We start from the raw sequence: 16,104 nt of genomic DNA, 5'->3' as shown, positions 1-16,104 counted from the left end.
AGTTGTTGCCTCTCGACACGGCGTGTCGCAGCAATAACTTCATGATCAACAAGGGTGGAGGGGTGGGGTCAGGCGCGTTCGGTGCGGGTGGCCGGGTGGCGGTCGGCTTCGGCGGGACGACGCGGCGCGGGCTGGGACAGACCCGTGCTGAACCGGGTCGAATCCGCCGCCAGGTCCGGGTGCTCCACGTCGAGCGCCAGTGCCGCCGCCTCGTCCAACCCCAGCTCGGCGCCCTCTCCGTACGCGTCGTCGAAGGCCGCGTCACCCAGTACCCCGCGCAGCTCCGCCTGCTGATCGTCCCAGTAGCCGCCGTAGATGCCCGGCGTGGATCGCATGCTGGCCCGGGTCGCCTGCGCCGCCCCGAACAGCCGGGCGGCGGTCAACCGGTCCCCACCGGCCGCGCAGCGCACCGCGATCGCGTTCAGCGTGTCGCACGCCCGGCCGTGGTAGCCGTGGCCCATCCGGGAGCGCAGCGCCACCAGCAGGTGCTCGTGCGCCGCGATCACGTCCCCCCGGGCCAGCGCGACCATGCCGAGCAGCATGTCCACCGAGCGCCGGCCCCGCTCCACCGGACGGGCCGCCTCCACCGGACGGACCGCACCCAGCAGGTCCGCCGCCTCCTCCAGCGCGCCCCTTCGCCACAGCAGCTCAGCCAGGCTGAAGACCGCGAACAGCGCCTCGCCGACCACGTCCTGCCCGTGCGCCCAGTCGATGACCTCCCGGCACACCCGTTCGGCCTCGACGAACTGGCCCATGTCGACAAGCGGCGCCGCCCGCCCGGCGAGCACCCGGGCCAGCAGACCGGCATCACCGGCCTGCCGGGCGGCCGCCTCCGCCCGCTGGGAGAAGCGCAGCTCCTCCGCGAACTCGCCGTCGGCACCGGCGTGCAGCGAGTGCATGTGGTACGCCGCCGCCAGCTCGGCCTCCGGGATCCGCTCGCCGGTCTCGGCGATCCGCCCGTACAGCCGGAACAGCCAGAGCCGCCCCTCCCGGGCCAGTCCACGCTCACGCCACCACTGGTCCAGGCCGCCGGCCAGGCGGAGGCCGGCGCGCGCGCTGCCGCCGGTGGTACACCAGCGCAGCGCGGCCCGAATCTCCCCGGCCAGCGGGTCGAGGGCGTAGAGCGACAGCGTCACCAGGCGGCCGTCCGGGCCCAGGTGGGCCCGCTCCAGCGCGTGCGCCGACCAGTCCACGTGCCGGTCCCGGGCGGCCTGCTCCTCGCCCGCCTCGACCAGCCGCCGCGCGGCGTACGCCCGGATCGGATCGAGCATCCGGTACGTGCTGCCGGCGGCGCGCGGCTCGGCAAGCACCATCGACTTGTCCACCAGCACCGAGAGCGGATCCAACGGGTCGTCGCCCAGCAGCCACTCCACCGTCGCCAGGTCCACCGGCCCGGCGAAGACCGCCAGCCAGCGCAGCAGCCGGGCGGCCCGGGGCCCCAACGTGCGGTACGACCAGGTGACGGTGGCCTGCATGGTCAGGTGCCGCTCGGTGGCCGAGCGCTGCACAGCCCTGCTCGCCGGGGTCGGCGGCGATGCTCCGGCAGCCGCGGCCACCAGGTCGACGGTGTCCTGCTGGTTCCCCGACCAGCCCCGCTCCACCGGCGGCGGCTCCGGGTCCTCCCGGCCGGCGTCCAGCGTGCCGAGCACGTCGTCCAGCCGCTCGGCGAGCTGACCGACGGAGAGCACCCGCAACCGGGCGGCGGCCAGCTCGATGGCCAACGGCAGACCGTCCAGCCGCTGCACCACGCGGCGCAGATCGGCCGACTCGGCCGGATCCGGTTGCCGGCCACCGCGCGCGGCCGCCAAACGGTCCAGCAACAGCGCCACCGCGTCGCTCTCCGCGCCGTCCGCGCTCCGGTCGACCGAGAGCGGCGGGATCCGCCACACCACTTCGCCGGGCAGGCTGAACGACTCACGGCTGGTGGCCAGCACCCGCACACCGCCCCCGCCGGAGAGCAGGCGCGAGATGACTTCCGCGCAGGCGGCCGGCTGCGTGTCGCAGGTGTCCAGCACGACCAGCATCCGACGGCCGGCGGCGTACTCGACCAGGGTGTCCAGCATCGGCCGGCCCGGCTCGGGTCGCAGCCCGAGCACCGCGGCGATGGCGAACGCCACCAACCCCGGGTCGGTCACGGCGGCGATGTCGACGAACCAGACCCCGTCCGGGTACGCCTCGACCACCCCGCTGGCCAGCTCCACGGCGAGCCGGGTCTTACCCGCGCCACCCGCGCCCAGCACGGTCACCAGCCGGTGCTCCTCCACCAGCCGGCCCAGCTCGGCCCGCTCGGCCTGCCGGCCGACGAACGAGGTCACCTGGGTCGGCAGGTTGTGCGCCACCGTGTCGGCGGTACGGGGCCGGGGGAACTGCCGTTCCAGCCCGGGCGCGACCAGCTGGAACAGTCGTTCCCGGTCGTCGAAGCCGCGCAGCCGGTGCAGGCCCAGGTCCAGCAGGGTGGCACCGGGGGGCAGCGGCTCCGCCCGGCGGGCGGTGGACGCCGAACAGAGCACCTGCCCGCCGTGCGCGGCGGCGGCCACCCGGGCCGCCCGGTGCACCTCGGGGCTGGCGTACTCCCCGTCGCGCGGCTCGGCGTAACCGGTGTGCAGACCCATCCGCACCCGCGGCGCCGCCTCCTCCGTGGGCCAGTCGTGGCTGGCCAACGCGCGCTGGGCGGTCAGGCAGGCGGTCAACGCCGCCGCGGCGTCGTCGAAGGCCAGAAAGAACGAGTCGCCCTCGGTCAGCAGCTCGGCGCCACCGGTGCTGGCCAGCGTCCGGCGTAGCAGCCGTCGGTGCTCGGCGAGCACCGGGCGGTAGTCCGGGCCGAGCAGTTGGGCCAGCCGGGTCGAGCCCTCGATGTCGGTGAACACGAAGGTCACCCAACCGCTCGGGAGCTGGATCCGTGGCGACATGCGTGGAACCTCCGCCCGTGACGTCGGGTTCATGCTGCCTGAGTCCGAGCGGTCACGCATCGTGAGAACGGCCGGGCACGTGCCGCCTCAAGGTGCCACTCGGACCCGTTCCCGGCAAGGGCGGCCGACCAGACGGCCGCGATTTGACCGGATCAGCAGCCGCAGGCACCGCCGCAGCAGCCGCCCCCGGTGGCGGCCGCGGCGCCGCCGCCCGGACCCCGGCCGGTGACCGCGATCGCGGAGAGCAGCTTGACAGTGTCGGCGTGGCCCTGCGGGCAGGTGGCGGGCGCGCCAGCCGCCGCCATTGGACGGTTGACCTCGAACGTGTCGCCGCAGGCGCGGCAGCGGAACTCGTACCTGGGCATGGCAACCAGGGTACGTGGACCTGACGTCCAACGGGGCATGGGTGATACTCGACGGGTGGTGGACGGCGAGGACAAAACGCGTGTGCAACCGTTGCGACCGGCCGCGCCGCTGGACGGGCCGCTCGAAGGATCGGGGGCCGCGCCGGATCCGGTGCCACGGGCCGTGCCCCGGCCCCGCCGGCCCTGGCTGAGCGGCAAGGCCCCGGCCGCGCCCAACCCACCGACGGAGCCGGCGCCCGCGACCCCGACCGCCCCGAATCCTGCTGCCGCCAACCCCGCCGAGGCCCCGAAGGCCGACGCGCCCGCTGGCGACCTGACCGCCGCACGCCCGGCCACCGAGTCGGACGCGCCGACCGCGCCGGCCGGGCCGGGTGCCGAGACGCCGGCCGGCGATGCGGAGCCGACGCCTTCGGCCGGTGCCGCCGCGGCAGGCCAGGCTGCGGCCACTGTGGATGCCGCTGCCAGCACCCCGAAGTCCGACCCCGGCCGGCGGCGGCGGGTCCCGTTCGCACACGCGCTGCGCCTGCCGCCGCGCCAGGCGGCGGTGACCGCGGCCCGGGCCACCCGCGCCTGGGCCCGCCGCCCCAGCGGTCGGCTCACCCTGCCCGGGGTCTTCCTGCTCGCCCTGGTGGCCGCGACGGCCGCGGCGGGCGCGCTGCTCGTCCCGGCTGCCATCCGCGCGCCCCGGACGGTCGCGGTCGACGCCACCGCCCCGCCGACCGGGGCCGTTCCGCCCCCGCTGCTGCCGTCCGGAGTGCCGACCGGCCCGCTGCCGACGGGGCCTCTTCCCACCGGCCCGCTGCCGACCGGGCCACTCCCCACCGGCGGGCTGCCGACCGGGCCGGTGATCGGTGGGCGACCCTCGGATGCCCTGGCCGACTGGGCGCAGCAGGTCAGCGCCAAGGTCGGTGTCCCGCCGGCCGCGATGCAGGCGTACGGCTACGCCGAGCTGGTGCTCGCCCAGACCAACCGCAGCTGTGCGCTGAGCTGGACCACGCTGGCCGCGATCGGCCAGGTCGAATCCGGGCACGGCACGGCGAACGGCGCCCGGTTGGGGCAGGACGGCAAGGCGCTGCCGCAGATCATCGGCCTGCCGCTGGACGGACGCGACGGGCGGATGCGGATCATCGACACCGATCGCGGGATTCTCGACCAGGACACCTCGTTCGACCGCGCGATCGGGCCGATGCAGTTCATCCCGACCACCTGGCAGGAGATCGGCGCCGACGCCGACAACGACGGCGACAAGGACCCGCACGACCTGGACGACGCCGCCCTGGCAGCGGGAAACTACCTGTGCAAGAACAACCGCAACCTGAGCATCGCGGCCGACTGGTGGAACGCGATCCTGTCGTACAACGACGTGCGCCGGTACGCCCAGGACGTCTACGACACCGCGAACCGGTACGGACGGGCCAGCCGTACGTGAAGTGATCGTCCGCATACATTGGAGAACTGGACACTTCCCCCGGGCAACTGTTAGCGGCAAGCTAGACAGGTGATGGTGCGCGAGTGGGACCCCAGGACCGCGTCGTCCGCCGAGATCGCGTCGCTGCTGGACACGCTGAACGCGGTTCTGGCGGTCGATCTTCCGCACGACCCGCCATGGCGGGAGGACTCCCTGCGGGAATACCTCGCCGAGGTGATGCCCGGTGAGCGGCGGCTCTCCTGGGTCGCCCAGGCCGAGCCGACCGACCCCGCCGCTCCGGGCGCCGTGCTCGGGCAGGTCCACGTGCTGCTCCTGGGCGACATCGGCGTCCTCGAGGTGCTGGTGCACCCGTCCGTGCGGCGCGCCGGGCTCGGCCGCGACCTGGTGCTGCGCGCCGCCCGCCGGGTCTACCAGGAGGGCTTCCGGTCGATCGGGGTCGAGGTGGTCGGCGACACGCCGGCGGTGGGTTTCTACGAGTCGCTCGGCTTCACCCGGGAGTACGTGGAGACGCGCAGCGTGCTCGATCTCGCCACGGTCGACTGGCCCGAGCTGGCCGGGATGGCCACCGGCATCGGGGCGGGCTACCACCTGGAGTTCTTCCCCGGCGGGCCGCCGGACGACCTGATCGAGGCGTACGCGCGGGCCAAGGCGGAGGTGCGCGACGTCGACGACGGTGAGCTGCGTCCCAGCTCGTACGACCCCCAGCGGCTGCGGGACAGCCTGGACACCCTCCATCGGCGGGGGATGAAGCCGTACATCGTGCTGGCTCGGCACGAGCAGAGCGGCGAGGTGGCCGGCCTGACCGAGGTGGTGGTGCCGGCCCAGCACCCGACCCGCGCCGACCAGTACGACACGATCGTCGCGCAGGACCATCGGGGCTACGGCATCGATCGGGCGATCAAGGCCCGGATGCTGCTGGAGCTGCGCTCCGCCGAGCCGGAGCTGGCCGAGGTGCAGACCTGGAACGCCCAGGCCAACGAGGCGATGCTCAAGGTCAACGCGGAGCTGGGTTACCGGCCCGACCGGGACTGGTGCGAATACAGCGTCGACATCGCCGAGCTGGTGCACCGCATCGATCCACCACGCTGAGGGAATTCACGAAACTGTCCGATGGGGGATGGACGCTGGACGGCTGCGCACCTTAACGTGCGTTGACTCCCATCCACCCATCGTGGAGGCCCTATGCGCCCGCGCCGCACAATCGCCGCGCTCGCGACAGCCACCGTCGCCGTGACTGTCACGGCCCTCGGCGTCGCACCCACCGCGGCCAGCGCCGCGCCCACCGACCTGTTCATCTCGGAGTACGTCGAAGGTTCGTCGAACAACAAGGCGATCGAGCTGTTCAACGGTACCGGTGGCGCCGTCGACCTCGCCGGCGGCGGCTATCAGCTCCAGCTCTTCTTCAACGGCTCCGCCACGGCCACCACCATCGCGTTGACCGGGACGGTGGCCGCTGGCGACGCGTTCGTGTTCGCCAGCGCCTCGGCCGGGTCCGCCGTCCTCGCCCAGGCCGACCAGACGACCGGGGCGAGCCTGTTCAACGGTGACGACGCGATCGTGCTGCGCCGGGGCACCACAGTGCTCGACTCGATCGGCCAGGTGGGCGTCGATCCGGGCACGGAGTGGGGCGCCGGCGCCACCAGCACGGCCGACAACACGCTGCGCCGACTGCCCGCCGTGACCGCCGGTGACACCGACCCGTCGGACGCGTTCGATCCGGCCGCACAGTGGGCCGGCTTCCCGGTCGACACCTTCGACGGGCTCGGCACGCACACCGTGGACGGTGGTGGCCCGGTCGACGCGCCGGCGACGCTGACCTGCGGCGGGCCGCTGGTCACCGCCGCGGGCACGGCGGCGACCCGCGAGGTCACCGCCACCGACCCCGACGACACGGTCGTCGACCTGGCGGTGACCGCGGTCAGCCCGACCCCGGCCACCGGCTCGATCACCCGCACCGCGCTGACCCCGGCCGAAGGGGTGGGTGGCACCGCCCGCGCCACGGTCGGTGCGAGCGCCGACCTCGCCGCCGGGCCGTACACCGTCACGGTGACCGCGACCGACGCGGGCGGCGGCACCGCCAGCTGCGCGCTGGTCGTGCAGGTGACCCGGGAGCTCACAGTCGGCGAGGTGCAGGGTCCGACCACCGACGCCGAGTCCGGCCCGACCGACCGGTCGCCGCTCGCACCGGCGAGCGGCAACGGCACGAGCAGCATCCTGTACGACGTCCGCGGGGTGATCACCCAGTTGACCCTGGCCCGCACCTCGGCCGGGGCGGAACAGCACGGGTTCTTCCTGCAGAGCCGCACCGGCGACACCGACGGCGACCCGACCAGCTCCGACGGCATCTTCGTGTTCATGGGCACGTTCACCTCGTTGATCGGTGGCTACGTGCCGACGGTCGGCGACGAGGTGGTGCTCCGGGCCCGGGTGTCGGAGTACTTCAACTTCACCCAGCTCTCCGGCGCCTCGCTGGTCCGCCGGATCGCCACCGGCCTGGACGTGGCCACCGCGGTCGCGGTGACGGACGCGGCCCCGCCGGCCGAGCTGACCGACGCGCAGCGTTTCTGGGAGCGGCACGAGGGCGCCCGGCTGCGGGTGCGCGCGGGCAGCGGCGCGGTGAGCGGCCGGGACCTCTTCTCGTCCACCGCCGACGCGGAGCTGTGGGTGGTCGACCGGGACGACCCGCTGTTGGACCGCACCGACCCGTACGCCCGGCGGGTGTTCCGGGACTCCCACCCGCTGGACAACGACCCGACCCGCCGCTTCGACGACGGCAACGGCCAGCGGGTGCTGCTCGGCAGCATGGGCGTCAAGGCCACCGCCGGGGACAGCACGGCGCTGCTCCCGCCGGCGCACACCTTCGACACGCTGCGCGCCGACGCGGTGGGCGGGGTCTACTACTCGTTCGAGAAGTACGGCGTCCAGGTCGAGCGGGCGGAGTTCGACGCCGGGGCCGACCCGTCGAAGAACAACCCGCCGAAGCCGGCCGACAGGTCGCAGGAGGTGGCGGTCGCCACGTACAACGTGGAGAACCTGTACGACTACCGGGACGACCCCTTCGACGGCTGCGACTTCACAGGTAACGCGGGCTGCCCGGGCGTCGACCCGCCGTTCGACTACGTCCCTGGGAGCGAGGCGGAATACCGCGAGCAGCTGGCCGCGCTCGCCGACCAGATCGTCAAGGACCTGCACGCGCCGGACCTGATCCTGGTGCAGGAGGCCGAGGACCAGGACATCTGCACGGTCTCCGGTGCGGCGCTGACCTGCGGCGACACAAACAACGCGGACGGCGCCCCGGACACCATCCAGGAGCTGGCGCTCGCAGTGGCGGCGGCCGGCGGTCCGGCGTACGCCGCTGCCTACGACCGGACCGGCGCGGACGCCCGCGGCATCACCGCCGCCTTCCTGTACCGCACCGACCGGTTGTCGCTGGCTCCCGCGACGGCGACCGACCCGCTGCTGGGTTCGGCGCCGACCGTCCAGTACCGCGCCCCGGGGCTGCCGACAAACGCCGACGTGCAGAACCCGAAGGCGCTCAACGCGGTGCTGCCGGCCGACGTGGACACCTCGACGGGCCGGGATGGGAACAACGTCTTCACCCGGGCTCCCCAGCTGGGCAGGTTCAGCGTGGCCGCGACGCCGGGTTCGGCAGAGCGGTTCACCCTGTACGCGCTCAGCAACCACTACTCCTCCGGCCCGGACAGCCGGATCGGGCAGCGTCGGGAGCAGGCGGCGTACGGCGCGGCGATCGTGACCGCGATCGAAGCCGCCGACCAGAACGCCCGGGTGGTCTACGGCGGGGACCTGAACGTCTTCCCCCGCCCGGACGATCCCATCGCGACGGGCAGCCAGCCCACCCCGTCGGACCAGCTTGCCCCGCTCTACGACGCGGGCCTGCACAACCTGTGGGACAACCTGGTCGCGGACACCCCGTCGGCCGCGTACTCGTACAGCTTCGAGGGCCAGGCGCAGACTCTCGACCACCTGTTCGTCAACGACGCGCTCTACGGCGACCTGGTGCAGGTGCGGGCGGCGCACGTCAACGCGGACTGGCCGGCGGAGTTCAGCGGCGACGGGTCGCGGGGCTCCAGCGACCACGACCCGCAGGTGGCCCGGTTCCGGTCCAGGGCGTCGCTGACCGTCGCCGACACGACGCTGGTCGAGGGCGACAAGGGAAGCCGGCAGCTCACCTTCACCGCCACCGTGTCCCGGCCGCTGTCCCAGCCGGTGCTGCTCTGCGCCGCCACCGTCGGCCTCACGGCGCAGGCGGGCTCGGACTTCGACGCGTACGCCGGATGCAAGGTGTTGGCGGCCGGGCAGACGTCGGTGGCGTTCCCGGTGACGGTGCGCGGTGACCGCAAGCGCGAGTCGGACGAAAAGCTGAACCTGGTGGTGGCCGGCGTGCCCGGCCTGCGGCTGGCCGACCCGCTCGCCGTCGGGACGATCACCAACGACGACTGACGGCACGCGCTCCCGGCGAGGCCCGTCGATCCGTTCCGGATCGACGGGCCTCGCTCAGTCCAAGGTCAGAGCACGCCGCGCGGTGGCCAGGGCGGTCGGGGCAGGTGCCGGTGTCGGGCCACCCGCACCTCCCACTGGCTGCGCCGCCGCATCGCGTCTCGAACTGCCCTGTCGCGATAGAACGTCTCCGGCGGGCGGGCCAACCCGTAGATGTCCGCCCACCACTCGCCCGGCTCGGGGTCGAGGATGGTGTCCAGGTGCGACGGGTAGCGACGCTCCGCGCCGTTGAGCGTGTCCTGCCAGTCCAGCATCGGTTTCAGCACCCGGCCGAACTCGTCCACCACGGCCAGGCGGTAGCCGACCACGCTGATGATGCGCCGGAGCAGGACAATGCTCGGCACCATGCGGTCGGCCTCGATCCGGCCGATGGTGGCGTGGTGCACACCCGCCCACCGCGCCAGCTCGCGCTGGCTCAGGTCGGCCCGACGGCGGACCGCACGGACGATGCCGGCGGCCGGCCAGGGCGCGTCGGAAGGCTCGGTGATCAGCACCGGCTCGGATGAGGCTGACGAATCGCTCATGCGGCCACCGTCCCGCCCGGTGGACCTGACCGCAATCCCGGATACCGCGCCTGTGGACAACGAGCTGGCCTGTGGACAACGTCCATGGCCGGCAGATCACTTTCCGTGCTCGCGGCATCCGACGGTGCCGCCGCCACACCGCGTAGCAGGTCTTCCCGCTGCCACCTCAAGCCGGAACATCACATCAGGCACAGCCCCGGCTCGACCAGGGGAATCACGATCCCGGCGGGCGGACCTAGAACCTCACCTTCACACCCTTTGCTCTGCAGTTCGATATGCACCGATAGCGGAGGGTAATCGTCGCCGTCGTGGGTGCAGAGCAAAGGCGGGGAGCATGGTCGTGAGGGGTCGTCGAATGGTTACGCTCCGGGACCGCTGGATCCGCACGTCCGGAGGTGCGGACGTGCGGGCAGCCGCTACCGCGTCGCCCGTTCGCGTGCGGGGGACAACGGCGTCAGGACCGCGCTTGGACGCGCGTGAACCGATGCCGCGCGCCCCGGCAGGCTGGGGGACGGCGCGGCCGGAGTCGAGCCTGGACTCAGTAGCGCTCGCGGAGCAGCCCGGCGGCCTCGACGGCCCAGTAGGTGAGGATGATCTGGGCGCCGGCCCGCTTGATCGAGGTGAGCGTCTCCAGCATCACCCGCTCCCGGTCGATCCAGCCGTTCGCGGCGGCCGCCTCGACCATCGCGTACTCACCGGAGACCTGGTATGCGGCGACCGGAACGTCCACCGCGGCCCGCACCGCCGACACCACGTCGAGGTAGGGCAGCGCCGGCTTGACCATCACCAGGTCAGCGCCCTCGGCGACGTCCAGCGCCACCTCGCGCAGCGACTCGCGCAGGTTGGCCGGGTCCTGCTGGTAGGTGCGCCGATCGCCCTCCAGCGTCGACTCCACCGCCTCGCGGAACGGGCCGTAGAAGGCCGAGGCGTACTTCACGGCGTACGCCAGCACGGTCACGTCCTGGTGCCCGGCGGCGTCGAGCGCCCGGCGCACGACACCGACCTGGCCGTCCATCATCCCGGACGGCCCGACCATGTGGACCCCGGCGGCGGCCTGGGCCACCGCCATCTCGGCGTACGCCTCCAGGGTCGCGTCGTTGTCCACCTCGCCACCCGGGGTGAGCAGGCCGCAGTGCCCGTGCGAGGTGAACTCGTCCAGGCACAGGTCGCTCATCACCACCGTGGCGTCGCCCACCTCGGCCACCACGTCGCGGATGGCGACGTTCAGGATGCCGTTCGGGTCGATGCCACCGGACCCGGTCGGGTCCCGGTGCTCCGGCACACCGAAGAGCATGATGCCGCCGACGCCGGCCTGGACCGCCTCGACCGCCGCCTTGCGCAGCGAGTCCCGGGAGTGCTGGAGCACCCCCGGGAGCGACGCGATGGCCCGAGGCTCGGTCAGCCCCTCCTTGACGAACATCGGCACGACCAGCTCGGCCGGGTCGACCCGCGTCTCGGAGACCAGCCGGCGGATCGCCGGGGTGCGGCGCAGCCGGCGGGGCCGGATCTCGGGGTACGACATGGGAGCCCCTCCTGAAGACGACTACCGGAAGCGCAGCGCGGTCGGCCCCTGCACCTTCGAGCCGCGACGCTGCTTCGCCGGCATGGCGGCGAGCTTCTCGCGCAGCTCGACGGCGTAGGCCGCGAGCGCCTCCACCAGGTCGGGCACCGAGGCGTGCGGCGGCTGGACGTCGACCCGCAGGCCGAACTCCGTCGCGGTCTCCGCCGTCTTGGGCCCGATGACGGCAACAACGGTACGCGCGTGCGGCTTCCCCGCGATGCCGACCAGGTTCCGCACGGTGGAGGACGAGGTGAAGAGCACCGCGTCGAACCCGCCCGACTTGATCGCGTCGCGGATCTCGGCGGGCGGCGGCGCGGCCCGGACCGTCCGGTACGCGGTCACGTCGTCGACCTCCCAGCCGCGCTCGGTGAGCCCGGCGGCGAGCGTCTCGGTGGCGATGTCGGCGCGCGGCAGCAGCACCCGGCCCACCGGGTCGAGGACCTCGTCGTGCGGCGAGAACTCGGCCAGCAGCCCCTCGGAGGACTGTTCCCCGGCGGGGATCAGCTCCGGCTGGATGCCGAACGCGCGAACCGCGTCCGCCGTCGCCTCACCGATGCAGGCGATCTTGACGCCACCGAAGTGCCGGGCGTCCAAGCCGTGCTCGGCGAACTTCTCCCAGACCGCGCGGACCGCGTTCACCGAGGTGAAGATGACCCAGGCGTAGCGACCGTCGACCAGGCCCTTGACCGCCCGCTCCATCTGCGCCGGGGTACGCGGCGGCTCGACCGCGATGGTCGGCACCTCGCACGGGATCGCCCCGTACGCGCGCAGCCGGGCGCTCATCACGCCGGCCTGCTCCTTGGTCCGCGGCACCAGCACCTTCCAGCCGTACAGCGGGCGGTTCTCCCACCAGCTCAGCTTGTCCCGCTGACCGACGCCAGCGCCGACGGTGAGCACCACCCGGCCGGTGAAGCCGAGCGCGGCGGCCACGAAGCTGTCGACGGTCGACGTGGTCGTGTACTGGGTCTCGCCGGTGCCGTCGCCGGTCACCGCGACGCCGGTGGTGCCGTCGACCCCGGCGGCCAACAGCCCGTCCCGGACGGCTGCGAGGTCACCGGCGTCCACAGCGACGGCGAGCGAACCCCGGCCGACGGCTGCGGCCAGCGCCTCGAAGTCCAGCGCGCTGACGTCCTCGACGTCGGCGGCGGTACGCACGCCCGGCAACGGGACCCCCGCGTAGGTGGCCACGCCCTCGGCCTGACCGACCCCGGGGACCACCTCGAAGTGCGCGGCGGTGCGGGCCACCGCCTGCACCTCCTTGACCACCGAGTCGTGGCCGAACGGGTCGCCGGCGACCAGGTGCACCGCGTTCAGCCCGGACCGGGCCGCGGAGATCAGCACCTTCGCCACGTCCCCCGGCGCGCCTTCGGCCGGGGTGAACTCGGCGTCGTCCCTGGCCTCGGCGCGTACGACGGCGAGCAACGACTCCGGGACTCCCCGGTCGTAGATCACCTGGTCGGCGTCGACCAGGGCGTCGTGCGCCCGACGGGTCAGCAGGCCCGGGTCACCGGGGCCAGCCCCGACGAACGCGATACGGCCGACGGGCTTACGGGTGCGGGTCATTCTGTGCTCCCAAATTGCTGGGTCCCCGAGCCGGTGTGTCCTTCGTGGCCGAGGATCGAGTCGGCGCCGAGGTCGAGGAGTTCGGCGGCGAGTGCCTTACCGATCTCCGCCGCGTCGGCGGGCGTTCCGGTGCGGGACAGCCGGAGGTCACGAGTGCCGTCCGGACTGATCACCGCCCCGCGCAGGTAGATCTCATCGCCGGCGTCACCTTCGGCGAGTTCCGCATAGGCGGCGACGGGTGCGCTGCACCCGGCCTCCAGGGTGGCCAGCAACGCGCGCTCCGCGGTGACGGCGGCGTGCGACGGTGCGTGGTCGAGCACCGCGAGCAGCTCGACCAGGTCCTGGTCGTCGACCCGGCACTCCACGGCCAGCGCACCCTGGGCGGGCGCGGGCAGCATCAGCATCGGGTCCAGCGTCTCGGTGATCACGTCGGCCCGGCCGAGTCGGGCCAGCCCGGCCCGGGCCAGCACGACGGCGTCGAGGTCGGCCTCGGGGCCGAGCACCCGTGCCAGGCGGGTGTCCACGTTGCCCCTGATCGGGGTGACCTCCAGCTGCAGGCCGAGCGCGTGCAGCTGGGCGATCCGGCGCAGCGCGCCGGTGCCCACGGTGGCCCCGGGCGGCAGCTCGGTGAGCGTCCGGGCGTCCCGGGCGATCAACGCGTCGCGTGGGTCCTGCCGGGCCGGCACCGCCGCGATGTGCAGTCCGCCGGCGGCGGCCGTGGGCAGATCCTTGTAGGAGTGCACCGCGAAGTCGATGGTCCGGGCGGCGAGCGCGTCGCGCAGCGCGGAGACGAACACCCCGACGCCGAGCCGGTGCACCGGCGCGCTGGAGCGGTCACCAGCGGTGACCACCTCGACCAGCTCGACCGGGCGGCCGGTCGCGGCGGTCAACGCCTCGGCGACCTGACCGGACTGGGCCATCGCCAGGGCGCTGCCCCGGGTGCCGAGGCGTAGGGGGGCGGTCATCGCGCACCTCCGGTGGGCGGGGTCGGGTCGGTGGCGTCCGCGCCGAGCACCGGGTCGGTGGCGCTGAACGCCGCGCCGAGGTCGGGTGCCACCACGTCGGGGACGGTGTCCACCGGTGAGGTCTGCGGCACCTGGAGATCGAACAATTCGCGCAGCAGGGCCGCGTACTGGTCGCCGCCGGGCTCCGCGGCCAACTGGCGGACCTTGACGGTGGGCTGGTGCAGCAGCCGCTGCACCACGCGGTGCACAGTGCGGGCCACCTCGGCCCGCAGGTCGTCACCGAGGTCGGGGCGGCGCTGGGCCAGCCGGCGCAGCTCGGCGGTGACCACGTCGTCGGCCCGGCCGCGCAGCGCGGCCACGGTGGGCGCCACGTCGGCGCCGCGCAGCCAGGAGAGGAAGCTCTCCACCTCGCCGAGCACGATCCGCTCGACGGCGGCGGCGTCCGCGGCGGCCGGACCGTCGGCGAGCAGCGCCGCCATCCGATCGATGTCGATCACCTCGACGCCGGGCAGGTCGACGACGCCCTCCTCGACGTCGCGCGGGACGGCCAGGTCGAGCAGGACCAGCGGCCCCCGGGCCGGGTCCCGCTCGGCCAGCGCCGCGCCGACCACCGTTCGGGTGAGGACCGGTTCGGTGGAGGCGGTGGCTGCCACTACGATGTCCACTGTGGAGAGCGTGTCGGCCAGCTCGGCCATCGGCACGGCGCCCGCCCCGTACGACTCGGCGAGCCGCACGGCCCGGTCGGCGCCCCGGTTGGTGACGGTGAGCGGCCCGGCACCCAGCCGGGACAGCGTGGCCACCCCGAGCGAGCCCATCGCGCCGGCTCCGACAACCAGGGCCGGGTGGCCGGCGAGGTCACCGTCGAGGTGCCCGGCGGCCAGCTCCAGCGCGGCGGTGATCACGCTCTGGCCGGCCCGGTCGATGCCGGTCTCGGCGTGGGCCCGCTTGCCGACCCGCAGCGTCTGCTGCATCAGCTCGTGCAGGAGGCGGCCGGCCGAGTCCGCGCCGGTGGCCCAGTGGTACGCGTCACGCAGCTGCCCGAGGATCTGCGCCTCGCCGACCACCATCGAGTCGAGCCCGGTGGCGACCCGGAAGACGTGGTCCACGGCGGCGGCGTCGTAGTGCACGTACAGGTGACCGGCGAGCGCCGCCGGCGAGCTGCCGGCCTGCTCGGCCAGGACGGCGCAGATGTCGCCGAGCCCACCGTGGAAACCGGACACGGCGGCGTAGACCTCCACCCGGTTGCAGGTGGAGACGAGCACCGCCTCGGCCACGTACGGCTGGGCGACCAGGCGGTCCAGGGTGCGGGTGAGGTCGGCTGGGGGCACGGCCAGTTGTTCCAGCGTGGCGACCGGGGCGGTCCGGTAGGACGCGCCGACGACGAGCAGTTTCACGTGCCGATCGCCTCCTGGGTGTCGGTGGCCGCGAGGCCACCCGGCAGGGCGGTGAGAGCGGACCCGCCGGTGGCGGGAAGCGCGGTCAGTGACGCCTTGCGGTGCTCGTGGAAGGACAGAATCTGCAGCTCGATGGCGAGGTCGACCTTGCGCACGTCAACCCCCTCCGGAACCGAGAGTACGCACGGCGCGAAGTTGAGGATGCTCGTCACGCCGACCGCGACCAGCTGGTCGGCGACCTGCTGGGCGGCGGCGGCCGGGGTGGCGATCACGCCGATCGCGATGGACTCCTCCGCAGCGATCGCCGGCAGCTCGTCGACATGCCGGACCACCAGGCCGTTGATCTCTTCGCCGACCCGGGAGGGGTCGGCGTCGAGCAGTGCGGCGATCCGGAAGCCCCGGCTCGCGAAGCCGTCGTAACCGGCGAGAGCGTGACCGAGATTACCCACGCCGACCAGGGCGACCGCCCTGCGCTGGGTGAGCCCGAGCACGTACTCGATCTGCTCGATCAGCAGCGCGACGTCGTAGCCGACGCCCCGGGTGCCGTACGAGCCGAGGTGGGAGAGGTCCTTGCGGAGCTTGGCGGAGTTGACCCCAGCGGCGGCGGACAGGCCCTCGCTGGAGACCGTCTCGTGGCCGGCGTCGGCGAGGTTGTGCAGCGCACGCAGGTATTCCGGGAGCCGCGCGACGGTCGCCTCGGGCAGGTCCGGGAGCGCCGGTACGGCACCGGCGCGGCCGGGCGCGCCTGGGTGACGATGCTGACTCATGAGACTCCGTGCGGTGCGATCCTCGGCCAACTCCGCTGGTGGGCCGCTTATGGACTCCCGCTGGCGACCGAGATTGCCGGCTGTGCTAGCAGGGCGCGTCGGAACTAGA

At 73.6% G+C, this 16,104-nt stretch carries 11 protein-coding genes; 3 read left to right on the top strand and 8 right to left on the bottom strand.

Annotated features, from left to right (window positions below; translation table 11 throughout):
- Positions 1 to 68: 68 nt before the first annotated feature.
- Both GA0070607_RS15495 and GA0070607_RS15490 read right to left on the bottom strand, forming a co-directional pair.
- Entirely contained in the window at positions 69 to 2,909 is a 2,841-nt protein-coding gene (locus tag GA0070607_RS15495) for an ATP-binding protein (protein ID WP_089018849.1), read from the bottom strand.
- 152 nt (positions 2,910 to 3,061) lie between these two features.
- Complete coding sequence (locus tag GA0070607_RS15490) at positions 3,062 to 3,274, bottom strand: FmdB family zinc ribbon protein (protein WP_089018848.1); 213 nt, start codon at positions 3,272 to 3,274, stop codon at positions 3,062 to 3,064.
- A gap of 55 nt (positions 3,275 to 3,329) precedes the next feature.
- On the opposite strand from GA0070607_RS15490, the gene GA0070607_RS15485 reads away from it, so the two are divergent.
- The 3 genes from GA0070607_RS15485 (at position 3,330) to GA0070607_RS15475 (ending at position 9,164) form a co-directional block, all read left to right on the top strand.
- A complete protein-coding gene (locus GA0070607_RS15485) occupies positions 3,330 to 4,703 on the top strand; it encodes a lytic transglycosylase domain-containing protein (protein ID WP_089018847.1) in 1,374 nt (457 codons plus the stop codon).
- Between the two features lie 72 nt (positions 4,704 to 4,775).
- Positions 4,776 to 5,792 carry a GNAT family N-acetyltransferase gene (locus GA0070607_RS15480; protein ID WP_089018846.1) on the top strand — a complete coding sequence of 339 codons (1,017 nt, stop codon included), beginning with the start codon at positions 4,776 to 4,778 and terminating at the stop codon, positions 5,790 to 5,792.
- 93 nt (positions 5,793 to 5,885) lie between these two features.
- On the top strand, positions 5,886 to 9,164 hold the full coding sequence (locus GA0070607_RS15475) for a lamin tail domain-containing protein (protein WP_089018845.1): 3,279 nt from the start codon (positions 5,886 to 5,888) through the stop codon (positions 9,162 to 9,164).
- A gap of 65 nt (positions 9,165 to 9,229) precedes the next feature.
- On the opposite strand, the gene GA0070607_RS15470 is transcribed toward GA0070607_RS15475, so the two are convergent.
- From GA0070607_RS15470 to GA0070607_RS15445, 6 genes are all read right to left on the bottom strand, one after another.
- Complete coding sequence (locus GA0070607_RS15470; RefSeq protein WP_089018844.1) at positions 9,230 to 9,745, bottom strand: helix-turn-helix transcriptional regulator; 516 nt, start codon at positions 9,743 to 9,745, stop codon at positions 9,230 to 9,232.
- 538 nt (positions 9,746 to 10,283) lie between these two features.
- Positions 10,284 to 11,267, bottom strand: a complete 984-nt coding sequence (hemB, locus tag GA0070607_RS15465) for a porphobilinogen synthase (protein ID WP_089018843.1) — start codon at positions 11,265 to 11,267, stop codon at positions 10,284 to 10,286.
- A gap of 21 nt (positions 11,268 to 11,288) precedes the next feature.
- Positions 11,289 to 12,869: a bifunctional uroporphyrinogen-III C-methyltransferase/uroporphyrinogen-III synthase gene (locus GA0070607_RS15460; RefSeq protein WP_089018842.1), complete on the bottom strand. Its 1,581-nt coding sequence runs from the start codon at positions 12,867 to 12,869 to the stop codon at positions 11,289 to 11,291.
- A complete protein-coding gene (gene hemC / locus GA0070607_RS15455; protein WP_089018841.1) occupies positions 12,866 to 13,834 on the bottom strand; it encodes a hydroxymethylbilane synthase in 969 nt (322 codons plus the stop codon). The genes GA0070607_RS15460 and hemC overlap by 4 nt, the downstream gene beginning before the upstream one ends.
- On the bottom strand, positions 13,831 to 15,228 hold the full coding sequence (locus GA0070607_RS15450) for a glutamyl-tRNA reductase (protein ID WP_089018840.1): 1,398 nt from the start codon (positions 15,226 to 15,228) through the stop codon (positions 13,831 to 13,833). Before GA0070607_RS15450 ends, hemC begins: the two co-directional genes overlap by 4 nt.
- Entirely contained in the window at positions 15,225 to 15,995 is a 771-nt protein-coding gene (locus GA0070607_RS15445; protein ID WP_089018839.1) for a redox-sensing transcriptional repressor Rex, read from the bottom strand. The genes GA0070607_RS15450 and GA0070607_RS15445 overlap by 4 nt, the downstream gene beginning before the upstream one ends.
- Between the last annotated feature and the right edge of the window lie 109 nt (positions 15,996 to 16,104).

The sequence above is a fragment of the Micromonospora coriariae genome (genome assembly GCF_900091455.1).
Classification (GTDB): domain Bacteria; phylum Actinomycetota; class Actinomycetes; order Mycobacteriales; family Micromonosporaceae; genus Micromonospora; species Micromonospora coriariae.
This window is presented reverse-complemented; position numbering and strand designations above follow the sequence as displayed.

What these genes read in the sequence shown, in the direction of transcription:
- GA0070607_RS15495 (WP_089018849.1), bottom strand. Translation starts at nt 2,909, where the DNA reads ATGTCGCCACGGATCCAGCTCCCGAGCGGTTGGGTGACCTTCGTGTTC.
- GA0070607_RS15490 (WP_089018848.1), bottom strand. Translation starts at nt 3,274, where the DNA reads ATGCCCAGGTACGAGTTCCGCTGCCGCGCCTGCGGCGACACGTTCGAG.
- GA0070607_RS15480 (WP_089018846.1), top strand. Translation starts at nt 4,776, where the DNA reads ATGGTGCGCGAGTGGGACCCCAGGACCGCGTCGTCCGCCGAGATCGCG.
- GA0070607_RS15475 (WP_089018845.1), top strand. Translation starts at nt 5,886, where the DNA reads ATGCGCCCGCGCCGCACAATCGCCGCGCTCGCGACAGCCACCGTCGCC.
- GA0070607_RS15470 (WP_089018844.1), bottom strand. Translation starts at nt 9,745, where the DNA reads ATGAGCGATTCGTCAGCCTCATCCGAGCCGGTGCTGATCACCGAGCCT.
- hemB (WP_089018843.1), bottom strand. Translation starts at nt 11,267, where the DNA reads ATGTCGTACCCCGAGATCCGGCCCCGCCGGCTGCGCCGCACCCCGGCG.
- GA0070607_RS15460 (WP_089018842.1), bottom strand. Translation starts at nt 12,869, where the DNA reads ATGACCCGCACCCGTAAGCCCGTCGGCCGTATCGCGTTCGTCGGGGCT.
- hemC (WP_089018841.1), bottom strand. Translation starts at nt 13,834, where the DNA reads ATGACCGCCCCCCTACGCCTCGGCACCCGGGGCAGCGCCCTGGCGATG.
- GA0070607_RS15445 (WP_089018839.1), bottom strand. Translation starts at nt 15,995, where the DNA reads ATGAGTCAGCATCGTCACCCAGGCGCGCCCGGCCGCGCCGGTGCCGTA.